This is a genomic window from Actinokineospora globicatena (genome assembly GCF_024171945.1).
Classification (GTDB): Bacteria; Actinomycetota; Actinomycetes; order Mycobacteriales; family Pseudonocardiaceae; genus Actinokineospora; species Actinokineospora globicatena.
On sequence record NZ_JAMTCR010000002.1, the window covers coordinates 2,777,255 to 2,795,366 of the forward strand.

The 18,112-nt window shown below is 72.0% G+C and carries 10 protein-coding genes and 1 pseudogene; 5 read left to right on the forward strand and 6 right to left on the reverse strand.

Going from position 1 to position 18,112, the window contains the following annotated elements; genetic code table 11:
- Positions 1-57: 57 nt before the first annotated feature.
- Genes LV79_RS12510 through LV79_RS12520 form a run of 3 tightly spaced genes read right to left on the reverse strand, consistent with a single transcriptional unit; the run spans position 58 to position 1,765 of the window.
- Complete coding sequence (locus tag LV79_RS12510) at positions 58-1,059, reverse strand: hypothetical protein (protein ID WP_253835249.1); 1,002 nt, start codon at positions 1,057-1,059, stop codon at positions 58-60.
- The gene (locus LV79_RS12515) at positions 1,056-1,571 is read right to left on the reverse strand and encodes an RNA polymerase sigma factor (RefSeq protein WP_253835251.1); all 516 of its coding nucleotides are present in this window, start codon (positions 1,569-1,571) and stop codon (positions 1,056-1,058) included. Before LV79_RS12515 ends, LV79_RS12510 begins: the two co-directional genes overlap by 4 nt.
- The gene (locus tag LV79_RS12520; protein ID WP_253835253.1) at positions 1,568-1,765 is read right to left on the reverse strand and encodes a hypothetical protein; all 198 of its coding nucleotides are present in this window, start codon (positions 1,763-1,765) and stop codon (positions 1,568-1,570) included. Before LV79_RS12520 ends, LV79_RS12515 begins: the two co-directional genes overlap by 4 nt.
- Positions 1,766-1,989: 224 nt before the next feature.
- Here LV79_RS12520 and LV79_RS12525 point away from each other — a divergent pair, with 224 nt between their 5' ends.
- Positions 1,990-2,694 carry a Crp/Fnr family transcriptional regulator gene (locus LV79_RS12525; RefSeq protein ID WP_253835255.1) on the forward strand — a complete coding sequence of 235 codons (705 nt, stop codon included), beginning with the start codon at positions 1,990-1,992 and terminating at the stop codon, positions 2,692-2,694.
- Positions 2,695-2,707: 13 nt separating this feature from the next.
- Here the strand turns inward: LV79_RS12525 and LV79_RS12530 are convergent, their stop codons facing one another.
- Positions 2,708-3,889, reverse strand: a complete 1,182-nt coding sequence (locus LV79_RS12530; protein ID WP_253835257.1) for a GTPase domain-containing protein — start codon at positions 3,887-3,889, stop codon at positions 2,708-2,710.
- A gap of 395 nt (positions 3,890-4,284) precedes the next feature.
- Between LV79_RS12530 and LV79_RS12535 the strand changes: the two genes are divergently transcribed.
- On the forward strand, positions 4,285-5,601 hold the full coding sequence (locus LV79_RS12535; RefSeq protein WP_253836067.1) for a hypothetical protein: 1,317 nt from the start codon (positions 4,285-4,287) through the stop codon (positions 5,599-5,601).
- Positions 5,602-6,354: 753 nt separating this feature from the next.
- Here the strand turns inward: LV79_RS12535 and LV79_RS12540 are convergent.
- Entirely contained in the window at positions 6,355-6,663 is a 309-nt protein-coding gene (locus LV79_RS12540; protein ID WP_253835259.1) for an ArsR/SmtB family transcription factor, read from the reverse strand.
- Positions 6,664-6,750: 87 nt separating this feature from the next.
- On the opposite strand from LV79_RS12540, the gene LV79_RS12545 reads away from it, so the two are divergent.
- Positions 6,751-7,926 carry an MFS transporter gene (locus LV79_RS12545; RefSeq protein ID WP_253835261.1) on the forward strand — a complete coding sequence of 392 codons (1,176 nt, stop codon included), beginning with the start codon at positions 6,751-6,753 and terminating at the stop codon, positions 7,924-7,926.
- 70 nt (positions 7,927-7,996) lie between these two features.
- Here LV79_RS12545 and LV79_RS12550 read toward each other — a convergent pair whose 3' ends face one another.
- Positions 7,997-8,278, reverse strand: a complete 282-nt coding sequence (locus tag LV79_RS12550) for an early set domain-containing protein (protein ID WP_253835263.1) — start codon at positions 8,276-8,278, stop codon at positions 7,997-7,999.
- 858 nt (positions 8,279-9,136) lie between these two features.
- Here LV79_RS12550 and LV79_RS12555 point away from each other — a divergent pair.
- Together LV79_RS12555 and LV79_RS12560 are read left to right on the forward strand one after the other, a co-directional pair.
- Positions 9,137-10,477, forward strand: a complete 1,341-nt coding sequence (locus LV79_RS12555; protein WP_253835265.1) for a serine hydrolase domain-containing protein — start codon at positions 9,137-9,139, stop codon at positions 10,475-10,477.
- Between the two features lie 100 nt (positions 10,478-10,577).
- A pseudogene (locus tag LV79_RS12560) lies at positions 10,578-18,098 on the forward strand (amino acid adenylation domain-containing protein); the annotation flags it as partial.
- Positions 18,099-18,112: the final 14 nt, after the last annotated feature.

Below are 18,112 nucleotides of genomic sequence, written 5' to 3' on the forward strand. Positions count from 1 at the left end.
TGGGTTAGCCAACTATAAGGAGGTTGGTTGTCGAACGCAACTACCAGGTGGCTGGGGTCACCACACCGGGAGCCGGGTGGCGACACCCCCACTTCGGACGCGGAACAGATCGGGGCCGATGCGCTCGGAGTTGGCGGCCACGTAGTCGGTCAGGTGCGCGGGCCACCTCGTGCGAGAGGACCAGAGGACGCCGTCGAGCCGGACTCCACGCAGGTCGGCGTCGGTGAGGTCGGCTGCGGTCGCATCCACCAGGGCGCGCTCGATGATGGCCAGCGCCTCGGCTTCGACGGCCAAGGCGGCGACGGACATCGCCGCGGTGAACACACGGCCGGCCGGGTCGGCCATGGACGCTGTCGCCGCTTCAGCAGCGAGGAGCAGTGTCACGGTCAGGGCGGATTCGAGCATGTCGCCGACCACGCCGGTGGGGATCGCCTCCGGGGAGTGCGGTAGCCCGCGCGCCACCTCCACCACCCGGTCCAACACCCGCTTCGCCCGCCCGAGTTCGGCGCCGAGCCGGGAGGAGTCCGACGTGTCCCAGTAGGCGAGTTGGGCTTGGTGCAGATCGCGCTCGAGATCCCGGCGGAGAATGATCGCGTCCGCCCGCGTCCCCCAGCGGAGCTCGTTGTCCCGGCGCTTCGCGGTCTCGAACGCTCGCCCGAGGTGGTCGCACAGCTCGACCGCGAGGTCGATGGTGGCGCCGCTGCTGCCCGGCGGGACGCTAGCCCCGATCTCCGAGTCGGGGGTGGTTGTGTTGCGCTGGACCAAGACGCGGCGGACTGTCATCACGATGGCCAGCTCCCGGAGTGGGAACCAGGCGCGCGCGGCCAAGCGGTCCGCGGCGGGGCGCTCGGCGAACTGGGCGGCGTATTCCAGCGCCGTCATCGGGCCACCGTCGGATTCGATCTTGGTGGACAAGATGGCGGCGAGGCCTGCGTCCACGTCGAGCACCCGGTCCAGGGCCGGGGTGACGGTGTCGCGCAACCGGATGTCGGCGAGGCCCGCTTCGACGTCCAGCACGTCATCCAGCGCTGCGGTGAAGGAGTCCAGCCACTCGGTCATGGCCGTCCCTCCAGCCGGGTGCTGATCGTCCGCCGGGCCAGGTAGACCTGCTGGCGGACGGCGCCGTCGGTGAGGCCCAGTTCCTGGGCGATCTCGGCGGGGGTGTGGCCGGTGAGCATCCAGGCCATGACCTGGCGTTGCCGAGGGGTGAGCGTGGCGAGGGCCCGGACCAGGTCCTGTGTGAGCTCCCAGCCCTCGATGTCGCCGGTCCGCAGCAAGGGGGAGTGCGGGAGCGGGTCGGTCGGGGTCTCTGGCTGGTTCACCCGCTGCCGGATGAACTCCCGGGAGGCGACCCGGCGGGTCCACGCGTGCGGGTGGTCCAGGGTCTCCCACCGTTGGTACGCCTTGGTCATCGTCTCCTGGGCGACGTCCGCGGCCTCGGCGAGGGTGGCGCCCTGCAGGATCAGGAAGGCCACCAGGGGCTTGACCGACGCGCGGTAGAACTCGGTGAACTCCGCGTCGGTGGCGCTGGTGGCCTTGGCGGTCCGCGTGTGCGGATCGGGGGTGGTCACCGCGGCGTCACGCGGACGTGCAGGCGGCTGCCGTCGTCGCGGATGTCGTGGATCTCGACAGTCGCCGCGTGGGGGAGGCGTTCGGCCAACGCGCGCAACGTTGTTTGCCTGCGGTGGTCGCGTCTGGCCTGCCACCACAGCCGCAGTCCGGTCGCGGCAAGACCGCCCGCCGCTAGCGCTAACACCTGGGTCATCATCCTCACTCCGTTCAGCCGACACGGGTAAGAGGCGGGGATCGGCGGCGGCGTCACGATGATCCACTCGAATGGCCTAGCGCGAGGTCCAATTCCGCACCGGTGCTGGATCGCGCTTGTGGACCGTGCGCCGTTCAGGGGACTCGGCCCCGTTTGGCGCCGGGCGGCCGGACCCGGTGGGACAGTGGGTCCGCACTGGTGTCCGACCAGGGAACGGTGGGCTGATGACCACTGCGAGCCGGTGGCCCCCGGCGAGTCTGCTCGGCGGCCTCGACGACCGGGTCCGGCGCGAGCTGCTCGGCCTGGGGCAGTCCATCCGGGTGCGCGACGGCGACCGGTTGCTGCGCGCGGGCGACCCGGCGACCCACGTGTACCTGCTGCTGCTGGGCTGGTTCAAGGTCCACGCCAACCGGCCAAGCGGCGACGAGGCCTTGATCGCGGTCCGCTCCGGTGGGGACCTCGTCGGCGAGCTGGCGGCGTTCGAGGGCCATCCCCGCACCGTGTCCGTCCGCGCGTGCGGTCCCGGGGTGGTCCGGCGCATCGACCGTGAGGACTTCCTTGCCTTCCTGACCCAGCACGGTCCCGCTCTCCGTGCCGTTTTGCGTGCTATCTCGGCGAAGCACCGCTGGGTCACCCGAAGACTCACCGAGTTCGCCGGGTACGCCGTGCGCCGTCGTGTCGCGTGCGTCCTCGCCGAACTCCTCGAGAAGGATCTCCGCCAGCACTCCGGCTCCGCCATCCCGGTCCAGCTGAGCCAAGCCGAACTCGCTGCCCTCGCAGGCACCTCCGTCCCCTCGGTGCAACGCGTGCTCCGCCAATTCCGGACCGAGGGTCTTGTCGAAACCCGCTACCGGCGCGTGGTCGTCACCGATGTCCCTGGTGTCACCCGCTTGGCGGGTACCGAACCGACCACCGAATGTGTTTGGTAGCAGGGATTCTGGGTCAGAACGGGGCGCGCAGTGCGGCGTTGATGGTCCCGGCGAGGGCGGTCGCGGACTTGGCGAGGGTGTGCCAGTCGGTGGTCGGCTGGTCCGGGGTGGCGGCTTGTTCGGCCTCCCAGCGGGATTGGCGTTCGGCCAGGTGGGTGAAGAGGGGTTCGTAGGCCGAGGCCAGCAGACGCCAGATCTGGTTGACGAGGATGGCTGTGGTGCCCTCCACCGCCCTCGGCAGGCCCCGGGCTGGGTCGGGGAGGGGGACCGTGATCTCCTCGGTCGGGGTGGTGACCGTGGCCAGGGTGCCGGGGGTCGGCGGCGGGTCGACCCGCAGCAGCAAGGCGTTCGACGGGCGCCAGGGGGTGCGGTCGGCCAGCTGGCCCGCCAGCCAGTCCGCGTCGGTGGCGATGCCGGTGAGGATGTGGTGCTCGGCGCGCATCGCCTGGTCCATCAGCTCCGCGCGCAACCGGTTCGGCAGGTGCGTGTGCCACCACGCCCGGTCCTCGCCCACCCGCGACAGGTCGGCGGTGAGGCGCTTGAGGACGGCGGCGCGGTCGGTGCGCAGGTGCTCGCCGATCCGGCCGATCAGGGCCAGTTGCCGGTCGGAAAGCTGAACCCGCAGCAGTTCCCACGCCCGCGCCCGGGTGGACCGCTGGTCGATCGACTGTCCACTGTGCACACGACGGGCGTCGGCGATGGTCTCGCCCGCGCTGGTCGCCATCGCTGTGCACTGGTCGGCCAACCGGGCGGCGATGCGGCGGGCGCGCAACTCGGCCCGACCCGGCGGCGGCGCGGAGTCGACCAGGAAGGCGCGCACCGCGGCCGTCGCGGGGTCCTCGGGGCCCGCACCGGGACCGGAGAGCACGGTGATGCGGCCGACCCGCGCGGAGATGTAGGTCAGCACCCGGCCGCGTTCGGCCGCGCCCAACCGGTCCAACATGGTGACCACGACGCCGATGGACGTCACGTGCGCGGCGACCGCGTCCTCCAGCAACCGCGAGTGGCCCGCGCCCCAGACCCCGGTGGCGGGCACGGCCAGCAGCACCCCGTCGGTGTCGGTGACCGCGGCCAGCGGCGCCCCACCGGGCTGCCACGGCGCCTCCGCCAGCTCCACCCCGGACAGCGCGTTCTGCCCGAGCACCCGGCTGACCAGCGTCGACTTGCCCACCCCCGGCTCGCCGACGACGGTCACCCGCCACGACGGCCGGTCCCGGCCCGCCGCGAGCCGCTCGATCGCGGCCGAGGTCCTCGCCCTGCCGTGCTCCGCGGCCAGGCGCGCGACCTCGCGCAGCCACCGCGGCGTCGACGTGATGATCTCGCGGCTCTCGATGGTGCCTGCTCCCTCGCGATCGCGGCCACTGCGCGGTCATCATGGGCCGCGCCGCGCGCGCAGATGCCATCAGCGGAGGGGATTGCCCGAACTGCTCGACATCTGGGCGCCCACGCGGGTCCACATCGGACGTGGGCGCGGCGATCGGCGGGAATCGGTCACGGTGCGGGCCCGCGGCGGCCGTCCGGCGGCGGTGTGGCATTGTTGAAGATCGCGAACCGGTGAACAGGGCTGCTGGTAAGGGGTTCGGCACTGCTATGATCATGGGTCGACCGCACGCCCCGTCCGTCTTGGTCGCCGTCGGGGGTCTCGCCGAGTTCGGCAGGCTCCGCGATGTCGTGTTCGCCGTTGGGGCTGACGCGGATGTCACTGTCCGGTGGAGCGCTGTCGGCGGGGCGCCCGCTGTGGAGCAGGCGTTGCGCGCGGCTGGGGTCGCCACTGTGCCTTGGTCGCGGGCCGATGGGTTCGACTTGGTGCTTGCCTGCCACACCACCGGGGAGGTGCCGGGGTTGGTGGTGACCATCACGGACGCTGATGACATCCCGGTCGCGGTGGGGGTGTCGACCGAGGACGACCGGGCGGCCGCTGAGGCGTCCATTCCGGGGGCGGCCGGTCGCACGTTTGTGATGGGTGATCCGACGTGGGCTCGGGTGCTCGCCGTTGCTGATCGGCGCGCGGAGTTCCGGCAGGTGTTGGGGGTGCCGGACAATGTTGCGCTGGTGGCGCTGGGGTGTGCCCGCCCGGATGCCGTTGCGCTTGTGTTGTCCCGGTTGCCTTATGACGAGTACCGGGTGGCAACGTTGGTGCCTGGTGGGGACGTCGGGGTGGGCGGGTTGATCGCCGTCTCGCCGGAGTCGGACTGGATCGCGGCCCTGGTCGCGGCGGATGTGGTCATCGGGGATCCCGGGCCGGTTCTCCGGTATGCCAGGGGACTGGGGCGGGCTGTGCTTCCGTCCACTGTGGTCGATGGGGATGTTCGTGCCGCGGTGCTCGCTGCTGAGTCCACTGTAGAATCTGCGCCTGCCGTGTCGCCGGGTTCAGCACGCGATCGCATCCGAGGCCTCCTGGACTTGCCCGTTGCGACGTCGCCCGTCGCGTTGCGCCCCTTCGGTCCGCTGCTCTCGGTAGCCCGACCCGCGACCGCATTTTTGCTGTCCACTGTGGAATCTTCCGGCGTCATCTCGGTCACCCGGGTACCCCACGCCCCCGGCCGCCGCACCCACGACGACATCCTGGTCGTCGACCAGTCCGACCCCGACCCGGCCCTGCTGGCCAACGCCGAGATCGTCACCCATCCCCGCACCGACTCCCCAGCCGCGTGGGTCGAGTCCACCATCACCCAATCCCACAGCGCCCTAGCCGCCGCCCGCTCCCCCGAAGGCCACGCCCACTACACCTGGTACACCGGCGAAACCTGGACCACCGACCCCCACCCCTTCCCCCTGGTCCCCATCGCCGCCGCCCTCTACCACCACCTCGTAGAACACGACACAACTCCCCACCCCATCACCCTCCCCCTCCGCCTGGGCCCCCGCGTCGAGCAGTTGACCTTCACCCCTGTCGCTCCACAGTAGACACTCTGCCCGGCCTTGGTGCTGAAGTGGATCTCTGCAACCCCCACCTGCTCTCGCTCCCTTGCCTTCGCCGCCCCGCCTGTGGCCGGACCAGGCAATCCTTTGCTCGGACTCCCCGAATTTTCCGTCTTCCGGGTGACAGAAGTTATTCACATGTGGATCTCCGCGGGGGCCGTTTCAAGATCCACTGTCGGTGGGTGCCGGTGGACTGGTCCAGGGACGCCCCCCGGAGAGGGTGGGGGCCGGGCCAGGCTTGGGGTGGGCCCCCGGGGGCGTCAAGGGGGATCGCCCGAAGGTGTGGTGGCTGGTGGCTGGCCGGGGCACGGTTGCGGGTGGGTGGTGCTGGGGGTTGGCCAGCGGGGCTGTGAGGGCTGCGCGGGGGCTTTGGGTGGACGGGGTTGGAACTCGGGGGCGCGTGGGTGGGTTGGGCGGCGTTGGTGGAGTGCAGGGGGCGCTGGCCGTGTGGGAGTGGGCGGTGGCGTCGAGGTGCGCGTGGGCAGGGCGGGGCGCGCGGGTGGGTTGGGACCGCTGGTGGATGGGAATGCGGTTGTGGGACGAGGGCGGGGCAGGCGCTTGGGTGGGGTTGGGGAAGTGCGGAGTGAAGCCTGTGGGGGGATTGGGTAGGTGCTGTGGGAGCGCGGAGGGGTGTGCTGGTCGTGTGGGAGTCCGCGGGTAGGTGCGGCGTTGGGGGAGGGCCGAGGGTGCGCTGGCTGTGCGGAGGGAGTGGGTCAAGCCTGCGGGGGGTTGGGAGGGCTAGTGGGGGGCGTTGAGGATGCCGTCCAGGAGGCCGGGGTAGAGGGTGTTGAGGTCGGCTCTGCGGAGGGTTGTTATGCGGGAGGTGCCGCTGGGGCGGACGGTGACCACGCCTGCTTCGCGGAGGGTTCGGAGGTGGTGGGTGCGGGTGGACTTGCTGATGGGCAGGTCGATGGCGCCGCAGGCCACGCCTTCGGGGAGGGTGGCCAGTTGGCGGACCATGGTCAGGCGGACGGGGTCGGCCAGGGCGTGGAGGACTCGGTCGATGCGGATGTCGGCGAGGGCGGGGTGGGGGAGGTCTTCCGGCACCGGTCCATAGTACGAGAGGTTTCGTAGTTCGACATAGGTCGTACTACGATGGCTGTCGTACCTGTGGATCGAAGGGGGAACAAGCGCATGTCGCCTCGTACGTACCTGCTTGCCGCGGGCGCGTTCACGGTGGGAACCAGCGGTTACGTCATCTCCGGGCTCTTACCCGAGGTGAGCCGCGAGCTGCACGTCTCGGCCTCCGCCGCGGGGCAGTTGGTCACCGCGTTCGCCATCGCCTACGCCGTCGCGTCGCCTCTGTTGGCCGCGGTGACCGGACGCTGGGAGCGTAAGAAGCTGGTCATCGCCGCTCTTATCACTAGTGCCGTGGGCAACGCCCTGTCTGCGGTAGCGCCAACGTTCGAACTGCTGCTCGTGTCCAGGGTCGTCGCGGCGCTCGGGGCGGCTGTGTTCACGCCGGTGGCCACCGGGATGGCGACGAGCATCAACCCGCCGGAGCGGCGGGGGCGGGCGGTCGCGGTCGTCTTCGGCGGCTTGACCACGGCGCTGGTCGTCGGGGTTCCGGCGGGCAGCCTGCTCGGCGGCCCGATCGGCTACCACGGTGTCTTCGCGCTCGTGGCCGCCGCCTCCGCGCTGGCCGCCGTGATCAGCGCGGTCTGGCTGCCCACCGTCGACGCGCCGCCCGCCGTCGGGGTGCGGGAGCGGTTCGCGGTGCTCGCCGACAGCCGGGTGCGGATGGTGCTCGGCATGACCGTGCTCGGCTGCCTGTCCGCGTTCGCCGTGTTCACCTTCGTCGCACCGTTGCTCGCGACCACCGCCGGGTTGCACGGCGGGGCCATCAGCGTGCTGCTGCTCTGCTACGGCGTCGGCGGTGCGATCGGCAACACCGTCGGCGGCAGGCTCGCGGACCGCTACGGCAGCAGGCGCCCACTGCTGTGGTCGTTCACGCCGTTCGTGCTCATCCTGGCCACGTTGCCGCTGACCGCCGTCACCGCGGTCTCGGCCGGGATCGTGTTCTTCCTCTGGGGCCTGTGCACCTGGTCGGTGAACCCGCCGATCCAGAACTGGTTGATCGAACTCGCGCCGCGCGCCAGCGGCCTGCTGCTGTCGATCAACGCCTCGGCGATCTACCTCGGCGTCGGCCTGTCCGGGGTCGTCGGCGGGTTCGTGATCGACTCCTGGGGCGTGGTCGCGCTCCCACCGGTGGCCGCCGCCGTCGCCTCGCTGTCCTTTGTGCTCCTCGTGCTGGCCGGTCGCCGCGACGCCGCCGTCGCCGAGCGGGAGCCGGAGCTCGCCGCCGTGTGACCCCGAGCGAGGACGAACACAGGCCCGCGCCGGTACTCGGCGCGGGCCTGTTCGTCGTAAAACGGTGGAATCACACGCTGATGCGCGGGTTGCCCTGCTTGTCGCGGGTCGGCACGGCCGGGTCGTCGGACCACACGCCGCCCTCGGTGAGGTAGCGGAAGGACAGTTCCGTCCCCGCGGGCACCACCACGGAGGTGGACCGCTTGCCGTTGGAGCGGCCGCGCAGCACGTTGCGGCCCGGGGTCCAGCCGTTGAAGCAGCCGACCACGCTCGTCGGGCCGGGCGGGGTGTCGCGGTCGAGGGTGAAGGTCACCCTGACCTTGGCGAAGGGCAGCGTCTTGGTGTTGATCATCGGAGAACGGGTTCCTCGGTGCTCGGGTGCGCTGGTCGAGCACGCAGCCTGCCCGGCCTGCCGCGCCGATGCCAGGACCCTCACCCGGACGTGGCGCGTCCGGCGTTCGGCGGTAATTGTGCCGCCCGTTGCCGCGTTGTCCGGTTCGGCGAAACGAGGGAACTCGGCATCGGTTGTTGAGACCTCGGCCACATTCGGCTTCCGGTCATTCCCAGATGATGGTCCGATCGGCGGGACTTGTGGCGCGAATCTCTCCGCGTGCCGAACTGGGTGTTACTCCGAGTCCGGTGTTCCCATTATTGCCTTCACAGTGTTACTCGACGATCAAACCGGCTTGATGCTATTTCAAATGCACGTGCAAGTTACTCACGGGTATCGGCAAGAAGAAACGCGAGAGACGTTCACACTGGCGGTGTGAGGTGCGAAATCGTTCGTACCAAAGGGAATCACATCCGGCCACTGTGGACAACGCAATCGCTCCCGAATTGCTGTGATCGGGGTCACAGAAACGGCCGTGGGATTGCGTCGTTGGGTTGCGAAACCGTTTTACGAATGCGTCGTCTGATCGTTCAAACAAGTTTGTCGGGATTTCGCCGAGCGCCTGATCGCAATGCGGTGACCTCAATGGATAGGGGTCCGATTGCTCCGTTCGGCGGTAGCTGGTCTTGGCCGCGGCTAGCCAACATTGATTGCGTTCGAGGATTGAATCCGGTGTACGCGGGGAACTCAGAACCCAGGTGTCGCCGGAGTCGGCGGACTTGTTTTCCCGGTCGCAGACACCGCACCCACCACGCCCGGTCCCACCCGATTTCCGTGCGTGGTCCCCCCGTGCCCACCGGCACCTACCAGTGAGGACCCATGGACGCATCCGCAGGCACCCACGTCGCGGCCAGACTCGGCGAGTTGGCCGCGGTCCACGCCGTCCCCGGCGCTCAGTTGGCCGTGCACCACGACGACCGCACCTGGACCTGGTGCACCGGCGAGGTCCGGCACGGCTCCGGCGAGCCGATGACCGAGGCGCACGCCGTCCCAGTTGGATCGATCACCAAGGTGGTGACCGCGGCCACCGTGCTCGCGCTCGCCGTCGACGGCGACATCGACCTCGACGAACCGCTCGCCGAGCAGGTGCCCGGTCTGGCTGTGCTGCCCGGTTTCGCCGACACCACCCCGCGCCACCTGCTCAGCCACACCTCCGGTCTCCCTTCGGACACCAGGGAAAGCGCGCTGGTCTCCGCTACCACACTGCGCAGGCTCCTGCACGACTCGGCGCCGGGGCTGACCCCGATCGCCGCGCCGGGCACCGCGTTCTCCTACTCCAATGTGGGCTACCTGCTGCTCGGCCACGCCATCGAGTCGGTGACCGGCATGGACTGGGCGGAGGCCGTCCAGGCGATCGTGCTCGGTCCGCTCGGCGTGGACACCAGGTTCGTGGTGGGCCGCCAGGCGGCGACGGACGAGTTCGTGACCGGGCACACGGTCAACCGCTCGCGCGGCGTGGTCCGCCCGGTGGCCCAGTCGCTCACCGCGCTGGAGGCCCCGGCGGGCGCGCTGGCCGCGAGCGCGGCGCAGCTGGTCCGGTTGGGACGCGCGCTGGCGGGCGCGGAGGGCAACGACCTGCTCGACCCCGGTTCGCTCAAGGAGATGCGCGGCGCGGTGCCCGCGGCCGAACCGTTCGGCATGGCCGACGGCTGGGGGCTGGGGCTGGCGGTCTACGGCGGTGCCGAGCGCGCCGTGGTCGGCCACGACGGCACCGGCGACGGCACCTCCGCGCACCTGCGGATGCACCCCTCCAGCGGCACCGTGGTGGCGTTCACCGCCAACTCCGGCTCGGGCTTCGCGATGTGGCGCGAGCTGGCGGACGAGCTCGCCGACCTCGGCATCCCGGTCGCGGGCTTCGACCCCGTGCCGCGCGTTGTGGAGCCGGTTCCGGTGCCCGCGGGCATCGCGGGCGACTACGCCAACGGCGACACCGTGTACTCCGTGATCCCCGGCGTCGACCTGCCGCGGCTGACCGTCGACGGCGAGCCCTTCGCCGACCTGACCCCGCTCTCGGGCCTGCGCTTCGCGATGCGCGACTGCGACACCGGCGAGACCGACCAGGTCGGCCGCTTCCTCGCCGACGACTCCGGCGCCCCCGCCTGGCTGCAGGTCGGCGGCAGGCTCGCCCGCAAGACCTCCGCCGCGTTCGCGGCCGCCTGAGCGCAACCCCCGTCCTCCCAGGCGCGTGGCCGTCTCCACGCGCCTACCCGTCGTGCTCATGAAAGGTCAGACCAGGATGTCCGCCCGGTTAGCGAATCCGACGCTGTTGGACCTCTTCGCCGCCCAGGTCGCCCGCGATCCCGAAGCGCCCGCGTCGCGCTCGGGGGCCCGGGTGGTCGGCTACCGGGAGCTGGACGAGTGGTCCGACCGGGTGGCCAGGTCGCTGGTCGCGCGCGGGGCCGGGCCGGAGCGGCTGGTGGCGCTGCGGATGCCCCGGTCGGTGGACATCGTGGTGGCGCAGTTGGCGGTGCTCAAGGCGGGCGCGGCGTACCTGCCGATCGACCCGGCGTACCCGGCGGAGCGCATCGCCGACATGATCGCCGACGCCAAGCCGCTGCTGGTGCTGACCGACCTGTCCGAACTGGACACCGCGGGCGATGCGGGCGGCGAGCTGCCGGGTCGGCCGCACGAGGACCAGCCCGCCTACGTCATCTACACCTCCGGGTCGACCGGGCGCCCCAAGGGCGTCGTGGTCACCCACCGCGGCCTGGCCACCTTCGCGTTGGCCGAGGTCGAGCGGTTCGACGTGCGCCCGGGTGACCGGGTGCTGCAGTTCTCCTCGCCGAGCTTCGACGCCTCGGTGCTGGAGCTGTGCATGGCCTACGCCGGTGGCGCGGCGATGGTCGTCCCACCGCCCGGTCCGCTGCTGGGCGAGCAGCTGGCGGAGGTGCTGCGCGCGGAGCGGGTGACGCACGCGCTGATCCCGCCGGTCGCGCTCTCCACCGTGCCCGAGGGCACCGAGCTGCCCGACTTCCGGACCCTCATCGTCGGGGGCGACGCCTCCTCGGCCGACCTGGTGCGCCGCTGGGCGCCGGGCCGGAACATGATCAACGCCTACGGGCCGACCGAGTCCACCGTGGTCACCACCTGGAGCGACCCGCTGGTCCCCGGGCCGGACTCGCCGACCATCGGCCGCCCGATCACCGGCACCCGGGTCCACGTCCTCGGCGACGACCTGCGCCCGGTCCCCGAGGGCACCCCCGGCGAGCTGTACGTCACCGGCGTCGGCGTCGCCCGCGGCTACCTCGACCGCCCCGGCCTGACCGCCCAGCGCTTCCTCGCCGCCCCCGACGGCGAGCGCATGTACCGCACCGGTGACGTCGTGCGCGTCGGCGCGGGCGGGAACCTGGAGTTCGTCGGCCGCGCCGACCACCAGGTGAAGATCCGCGGTTTCCGCATCGAGCCCGGCGAGATCGAGGCCGAGCTGGCGAAGGACCCGACCGTGGGCCGCGCGGTCGTCGTGCCCCGCACCGAGACCGGCATCAAGCGGCTGGTCGCCTACGTCGTGCCGGGCGAGGGCCACCCCGAGCCGCACGCCCTGCGCGCCCTGCTCGTCGACCGGCTGCCCGCCCACATGGTGCCAGCCGCGATCGTCGTGCTCGACGCGTTCCCGTTGACCCCCAACGGAAAGCTCGACCGCGACGCGCTCCCCGCCCCCACCGTGGGGGTCGCGGAGGAGGACCACGTGGCGCCGCGCGACGAGCGCGAGAAGCTGGTCGCCGACATCTGGGCGCAGGTCCTGGGCGTCGACTCGGTCGGCGCGTCCGACGACTTCTTCGCCCTCGGCGGCGACTCGATCCTGGCCGTGCGCGCCCAGACCCGGATCGCCTCCGCGTTCGGCGCCACCCTGTCTGGTCGCGCGATCTTCGACGCCCGGACCGTCTCCGCGCTCGCCGCGCTGCTGCCCGAGCACGCCGCGACCGCCGCCGTCATCCCGCCGGTGTCGCGCACCGAGCCGCTGCCGCTCTCGCCCGCGCAGCGCCGGTTGTGGCTGGAGGAGCAGACCTCGGTCGGACCGGTGAACAACACCGGCTTCGCCCTGCGCGTCACCGGTGAGGTCGACCGCCCCGCCCTGCGCCGCGCGCTGGACCGCCTCGCCGCCAGGCACGACGCCCTGCGGACCACTGTGGACGGTGAGTACCAGGTCGTCGCCGAGCAGGCCACCCTGCCGCTCGCCGAGAGCGCCAGCACCGACGTCGACGCGACCCTCACCGAGTTGGTCGCCGCGCCGTACGACCTCGCCACCGGCCCGCTCACCCGCGTCACCCTGGTGGCCGACGGCGCCGAGCACGTCCTCGTCGTGGCCCAGCACCACATCGTCACCGACGGCTGGTCCGCCGCCCTGCTGGTCACCGAGCTGACCGCGCTCTACGCCGAGGAGACCGGCGGTCCCGCCGCGGACCTCCCCGAGCGGACCACGCAGTACCCCGACTACGCCGCTTGGCAGTTGCAGCGCCCGGAGCCCGACCTCGCGCACTGGCGCAACCGGCTCGACGGCCTCCTGCCGCTGGACCTGCCCACCGACCGCCCCCGCCCGCCGGTCCGCGTCGGGTCCGGTGGCGTGCACCGCCAGGACCTGCCCGCGGACCTCGCCGCCGCGCTCGCGACCCTCGGCACCGCCCACGAGGCGACGCTGTTCATGACCCTCACCGCCGCCGTGCAGGTGCTGCTCGCCGAGCACGGCCGCACCCGCGACGTCGCCGTCGGCGCTGTCCGCGCGGGTAGGCCGGTCGCCGAACTCGACGCCGTGGCCGGGTTCTTCGTCAACACCCTGGTGCTGCGGTCCCGGATCGACCCGACCCAGCCGTTCAGCGACTTCCTGACCGCCGTGCGCGAGACCGTGCTCGACGCGTTCGACCACGACGAGGTCCCCTTCGACCGGCTCGCCGACCAGCTCGGCACCGTCCGCGACCCCAGCCGCACGCCGCTGGTGCAGGCGGTGGTGGCGCTGCAGCAGCCGCTGGTCACCCGCCACGACGTCGCGGGCCTGCGCTGGACCGACGAGCCGTTGCCGCGCCCGGCCGCCCGCTTCGACCTGGTCGTCGAGTTCTGGCCGTCGACCGACGGGCTGCGGATGGTGCTGGAGTACGACACCGCCCTGTTCGACGCCGGTCGGATCGCCGCGCTGGCCAAGGAACTCACCGCGCTGCTGCGCATCGTCACCGCCCGCCCGGACACCCCGCTCGGCACCCTGGCCGACCTGCCGGAGGGCCCCGTCGCCACCGTGCCCGCGCCCCGGCCCGCCGAGCCGAACCGCTACCTGGCGCCGCGCACCCCCGTCGAGGCGACCCTGGCCACGGTGTTCGCCCAGGTCCTTGGCGCGCCCAGGGTGGGCGTGCGGGACAACTTCTTCGCCCTCGGCGGCGACTCGATCCTCAGCATCCAGGTCGTCACCGCCGCGCGGGCCGCCGGTCTGCTGCTGACCGCGCGGGACGTGTTCGTCCACCAAACCGTCGCAGACCTCGCGCCGCACGTCACCGAGGTCGGTGCCGACACCCGGCCCGAGACGGGCCCGGAGTCGGGTGCGGTGCCGCTGACCCCGATCCAGCGCTGGTTCTTCGACCACTACACCGCCCACCCGCACCTGTTCGACCAGACCTGCGTCGTCGACCTCGGCGCACCGGTGCACCCGGATGCCTTGGCAACGGCCATGTTCGCCGTGCTCGAGCACCACGACGCGCTGCGCATGCGGTTCACCCGCGCTGCTGACTGGCACCAGGACAATGCGCCGGTAGGGGAGTCGGGCGCTGTCGGTGACCACGGGCCGATCTTCCTGGTCGAACTGCACGGCGACACCACCGTCAAGCTGCGCGCCCACCACCTCGTGGTCGACGGCGTGTCGTGGCGGGTGATCGCGGAAGACCTGCGGACCGCGCACCGGCAGGCGGTCGCGGGGGAGCCCATCGTGTTCCCGCGCCGCACCACGTCGTTCCGGGAGTGGGCGACGACGCTCGCCGAGCACGCCGTCGCGGGTGGGTTCGCCGACGAACTCCAGCACTGGACCGACCTGAGCGCCGAGACCCGGGTCCCGCGCGACCACACCGGCGCCAACACCGCCGCGTCCGAGCGGTCGGTCACCGTCACGCTGTCCCAGGACGAGACGGCCGCGCTGCTGCGCGAGGTCCCCGAGGCGTACCGCACCCAGGTCAACGACGTGCTGCTGACCGCGTTCGGCGCCGCGCTCGCCCAGTGGACCGGGCGGCCGGAGACCTTGGTGCACCTGGAGGGCCACGGCCGGGAAGACCTGTTCCACGACGTCGACCTGTCCCGCACCGTCGGCTGGTTCACCACGATGTTCCCGGTCGTCCTCGGCAGCGCTGAGGACTGGGGCACCGCACTGAAGTCGGTCAAGGAGACGCTGCGCGCGACCCCCCGGCGCGGCATCGGCTACGGCGCCCTGCGGTACCTGGTCGGGGCCGACCTGCGGGGCGACGCCGAGGTGGCGTTCAACTACCTGGGCCGGTTCGACGGCACCGCGGATCTCGCGCTCGACGCGCACCCCGACTCCCGGCGCCCGCACGTGCTCGACGTGGTGGGCCAGGTCGAGCGGGACCGGCTCGCGATCACCGTGTACTACAGCGAGAACCTGCACCGCGAGACCACCGCGACCTCGTTCGCCGAGTCGATCGCCGACGCGCTGCGGCTGATCGTGCGGCACTGCGCGGAAGGGGGCCGGGGCCGCACGCCGTCGGACTTCCCGCTGGTGCGCATCGACCAGTCCACTGTGGATCGCCTGGTCACCCCCGAGGTGGCGGACGTCCTGCCGCTGACGCCGATGCAGGCGGGCATGATCTTCCACGGCCTGTCGCAGGGCCGGACCGGGAGCGGGCAGGGGGCCTACTTCCAGCAGACCGCGTTCGTGCTCGAGGACATCGACGACCTGGACCGCCTCGCCGCCGCGTGGCGCGAGGTCGTCGACCGCGCGGCCATCCTGCGGTCCTCCGTGGTCTGGGAGGGCGTCGCCGAGCCGGTGTCGCTGGTCCACCAGCACGTCGACCTGCCCATCGCCCAGCTGGACTGGACCGGCCGGGACCGCGCGACCCTGCTCGACGCGCTGCTGGAGCAGGACCAGCGGACCGGGTTCGACCTGGCCACCCCGCCGCTGATGCGCCTGACGTTGGCCGCGCTCGGTGGTGGCCGGGTGCAGGTGCTGTGGACGTTCCACCACGTGCTGCTCGACGGCTGGAGCATCTTCGGCGTCCTGTCCGACGTCGCGCAGGCCTACGCCGGTCGCGCCCTGCCGGACCGCCCGGACTTCGCCGAGTACCACCGGTGGCTGGCCCGCCAGGACGCCTCCGCCGCCGAGTTGCACTGGCGCTCCGTGCTCGGTGACCTGGAGGCCCCGACCCCGCTGCCGTTCGACCGACCGCGCGCGTCGGTGCCGCAGCCGACCACCTCCGCCCGGCTCGACGTCACCCTCACCGACGCCGAGACCGAGCGGCTCACCCGGTTCGCCAAGGACCACCGGCTCACCCTCGGCACCGTCGTGCAGGGCGCGTGGGCGTTGCTGCTGGCCCAGTACAGCGGGCACCGGACCGGCGGCCAGGTGTGCTTCGGCGCCACGGTCTCCGGCCGCCCCGCCGACCTGCCCCGGGTCGAGTCGATCACCGGCATGTTCGTCAACACGCTGCCGGTCGTGACCACTGTGGACGGGAAGGTCGCCCAGTGGCTGGCCGGGGTGCAGCGCGCCCAGGTCGAGTCCCGCGCCTACGAGCACACCCCGCTGACCAGGCTGCACGGGTTCAGCGCGGTGCCGGGCGGGGTCGACCTGTTCGACAGCGCGATCATCTTCGAGAACTACCCCGCCGACGGCCCCCGGCTCAGCGAGCTGACGGCCGTCGAGAGCACCACGTTCCCGCTCAGCGTCACCGTCTACCCGGGGGAGCGGCTGCGGCTGCTGTTCGGCTACGAGCCCGGTCTGTTCGACGCCGAGACCATCGACACCCTGGCCGCCCACCTGGGCAGGCTCCTGGCTGAACTGGTCGCCGACCCCAACCGCGCCGTCACCGACATCCCCGCGCTGACCGGTGCCGACCGCGCGCGGGTCCTCGTCGAGTGGAACGACACCGCCGTCGACGTCCCCAACACCACGCTCACCGCGCTGCTGATCGAGCAGGCTGCCAGGACCCCCGACGCGCAAGCGCTGGCGTACGAGGGTCGCGAGTGGACCTACGCCGAGTTCGACGCCGAGGTCAACCGGTTGGCGCACTGGCTCATCGGCCAGGGTGCCGGGCCGGAGCGGATCGTCGCCGTCTCGCTGCCGCGCTCGGCGGACCTGGTGATCGCCCTGCACGCCGTGCTGCGGTCGGGCGCCGCCTACCTGCCGGTCGACCCGGAACTCCCGCGTGACCGGGCCGCGTTCCTGGTGTCCGACACCGACGCCGTGGTGTTGCTCGATGCCGTTCCGGACACCCACGGCCAGCCCGACACCGCGCCCGAGGTGACGATCAAGCCCGGCACCAGCGCGTACGTCATCTACACCTCCGGGTCCACCGGGCGCCCCAAGGGCGTCGTGGTCTCGCACGCGGCGATCGTCAACCGTCTGCTGTGGACGCAGGCCCAGTTCGACCTCGGCGCGGACGACCGGGTGCTGCAGAAGACCCCGGCGAGCTTCGACGTGTCGGTCTGGGAGTTCTTCTGGCCGCTGGTCGTCGGCTCGACCCTGGTCGTGGCCCGGCCCGACGGCCACCGCGACCCGGCCTACCTGGCCGAGCTGATCCGCGCCGAGCGGATCACGACCGTCCACTTCGTCCCGTCGATGCTGCGCGCGTTCCTCACTCACGCCGACGTGACCGGTCTCGACAGCCTGTGCCGGGTCTTGTGCAGCGGCGAGGCGCTGCCGGTCGACCTGGCCGAGCGGTTCCACGAGTCGCTCGGTGCCCAGCTGCACAACCTCTACGGTCCCACCGAGGCGGCCGTCGACGTGACCCACTGGGCGTGCCTGCCCGGCGAGTCGGCGGTGCCCATCGGGCGAGCGGTGTGGAACACCCGGCTGTACGTCCTCGACGCCGACCTGAACCCTGTGCCGGTCGGTGCGCCCGGGGAGCTGTACCTGGCCGGGGTCCAGCTCGCTCGGGGCTACCTCGACCGCCCCGGTCTGACCGCGGACCGGTTCGTCGCCGACCCGCACGGCCCGCGCGGCAGCCGGATGTACCGCACCGGTGACCTCGTGCGCTGGAACCGGGCCGGGGCGGTGGAGTACCTGGGCCGCACCGACCAGCAGGTGAAGATCCGCGGCATGCGGATCGAGCCGGGCGAGGTCGAGGCCGCGCTCACGGCCCTGCCCGAGGTGTCGGACGCCGCCGTGATCGCCAAGGACGGCAAGCTGGTCGGCTACGTGACACCGTCCGATCTGGACACCAAGGCGCTGCGCGCCAAGCTCGGCGCCGACCTGCCCGAGCACATGGTGCCCGCCGCGCTCGTCGCCATGGCCGCGCTGCCGCTGACCCCGTCCGGCAAGCTCGACCGCCGCTCGCTGCCCGACCCGGACTTCGGCCCGGCGACCGGGTTCGTGGCCCCCGAGACCGGTACCGAAGAGGCCCTGGCCGAGATCTGGGCCGAGGTCCTCGGCGTGACCCAGGTCGGCGTCGAGGACAGCTTCTTCGACCTCGGCGGCGACTCCATCCTCAGCCTCCACGTGACCGCCCGCGCCAACGCGGCGTTCGCGGTGGAGCTCACCCCGCGCGACGTGCTGACCGCCCGCACCGTGCGCGCCCTCGCGGACGTGGTCGAGGACCACATCCTGCGCGAACTCGAAGCCCTCGCGGGCGAGTCACTCTAAGCCCCGGGAGGCAC

Excerpts from the sequence above, each read along its gene's own strand:
- LV79_RS12520 (WP_253835253.1), bottom strand. The coding sequence starts at position 1,765 with ATGACCCAGGTGTTAGCGCTAGCGGCGGGCGGTCTTGCCGCGACCGGA.
- LV79_RS12525 (WP_253835255.1), top strand. The coding sequence starts at position 1,990 with ATGACCACTGCGAGCCGGTGGCCCCCGGCGAGTCTGCTCGGCGGCCTC.
- LV79_RS12535 (WP_253836067.1), top strand. The coding sequence starts at position 4,285 with ATGATCATGGGTCGACCGCACGCCCCGTCCGTCTTGGTCGCCGTCGGG.
- LV79_RS12550 (WP_253835263.1), bottom strand. The coding sequence starts at position 8,278 with ATGATCAACACCAAGACGCTGCCCTTCGCCAAGGTCAGGGTGACCTTC.
- LV79_RS12545 (WP_253835261.1), top strand. The coding sequence starts at position 6,751 with ATGTCGCCTCGTACGTACCTGCTTGCCGCGGGCGCGTTCACGGTGGGA.
- LV79_RS12555 (WP_253835265.1), top strand. The coding sequence starts at position 9,137 with ATGGACGCATCCGCAGGCACCCACGTCGCGGCCAGACTCGGCGAGTTG.
- LV79_RS12510 (WP_253835249.1), bottom strand. The coding sequence starts at position 1,059 with ATGACCGAGTGGCTGGACTCCTTCACCGCAGCGCTGGATGACGTGCTG.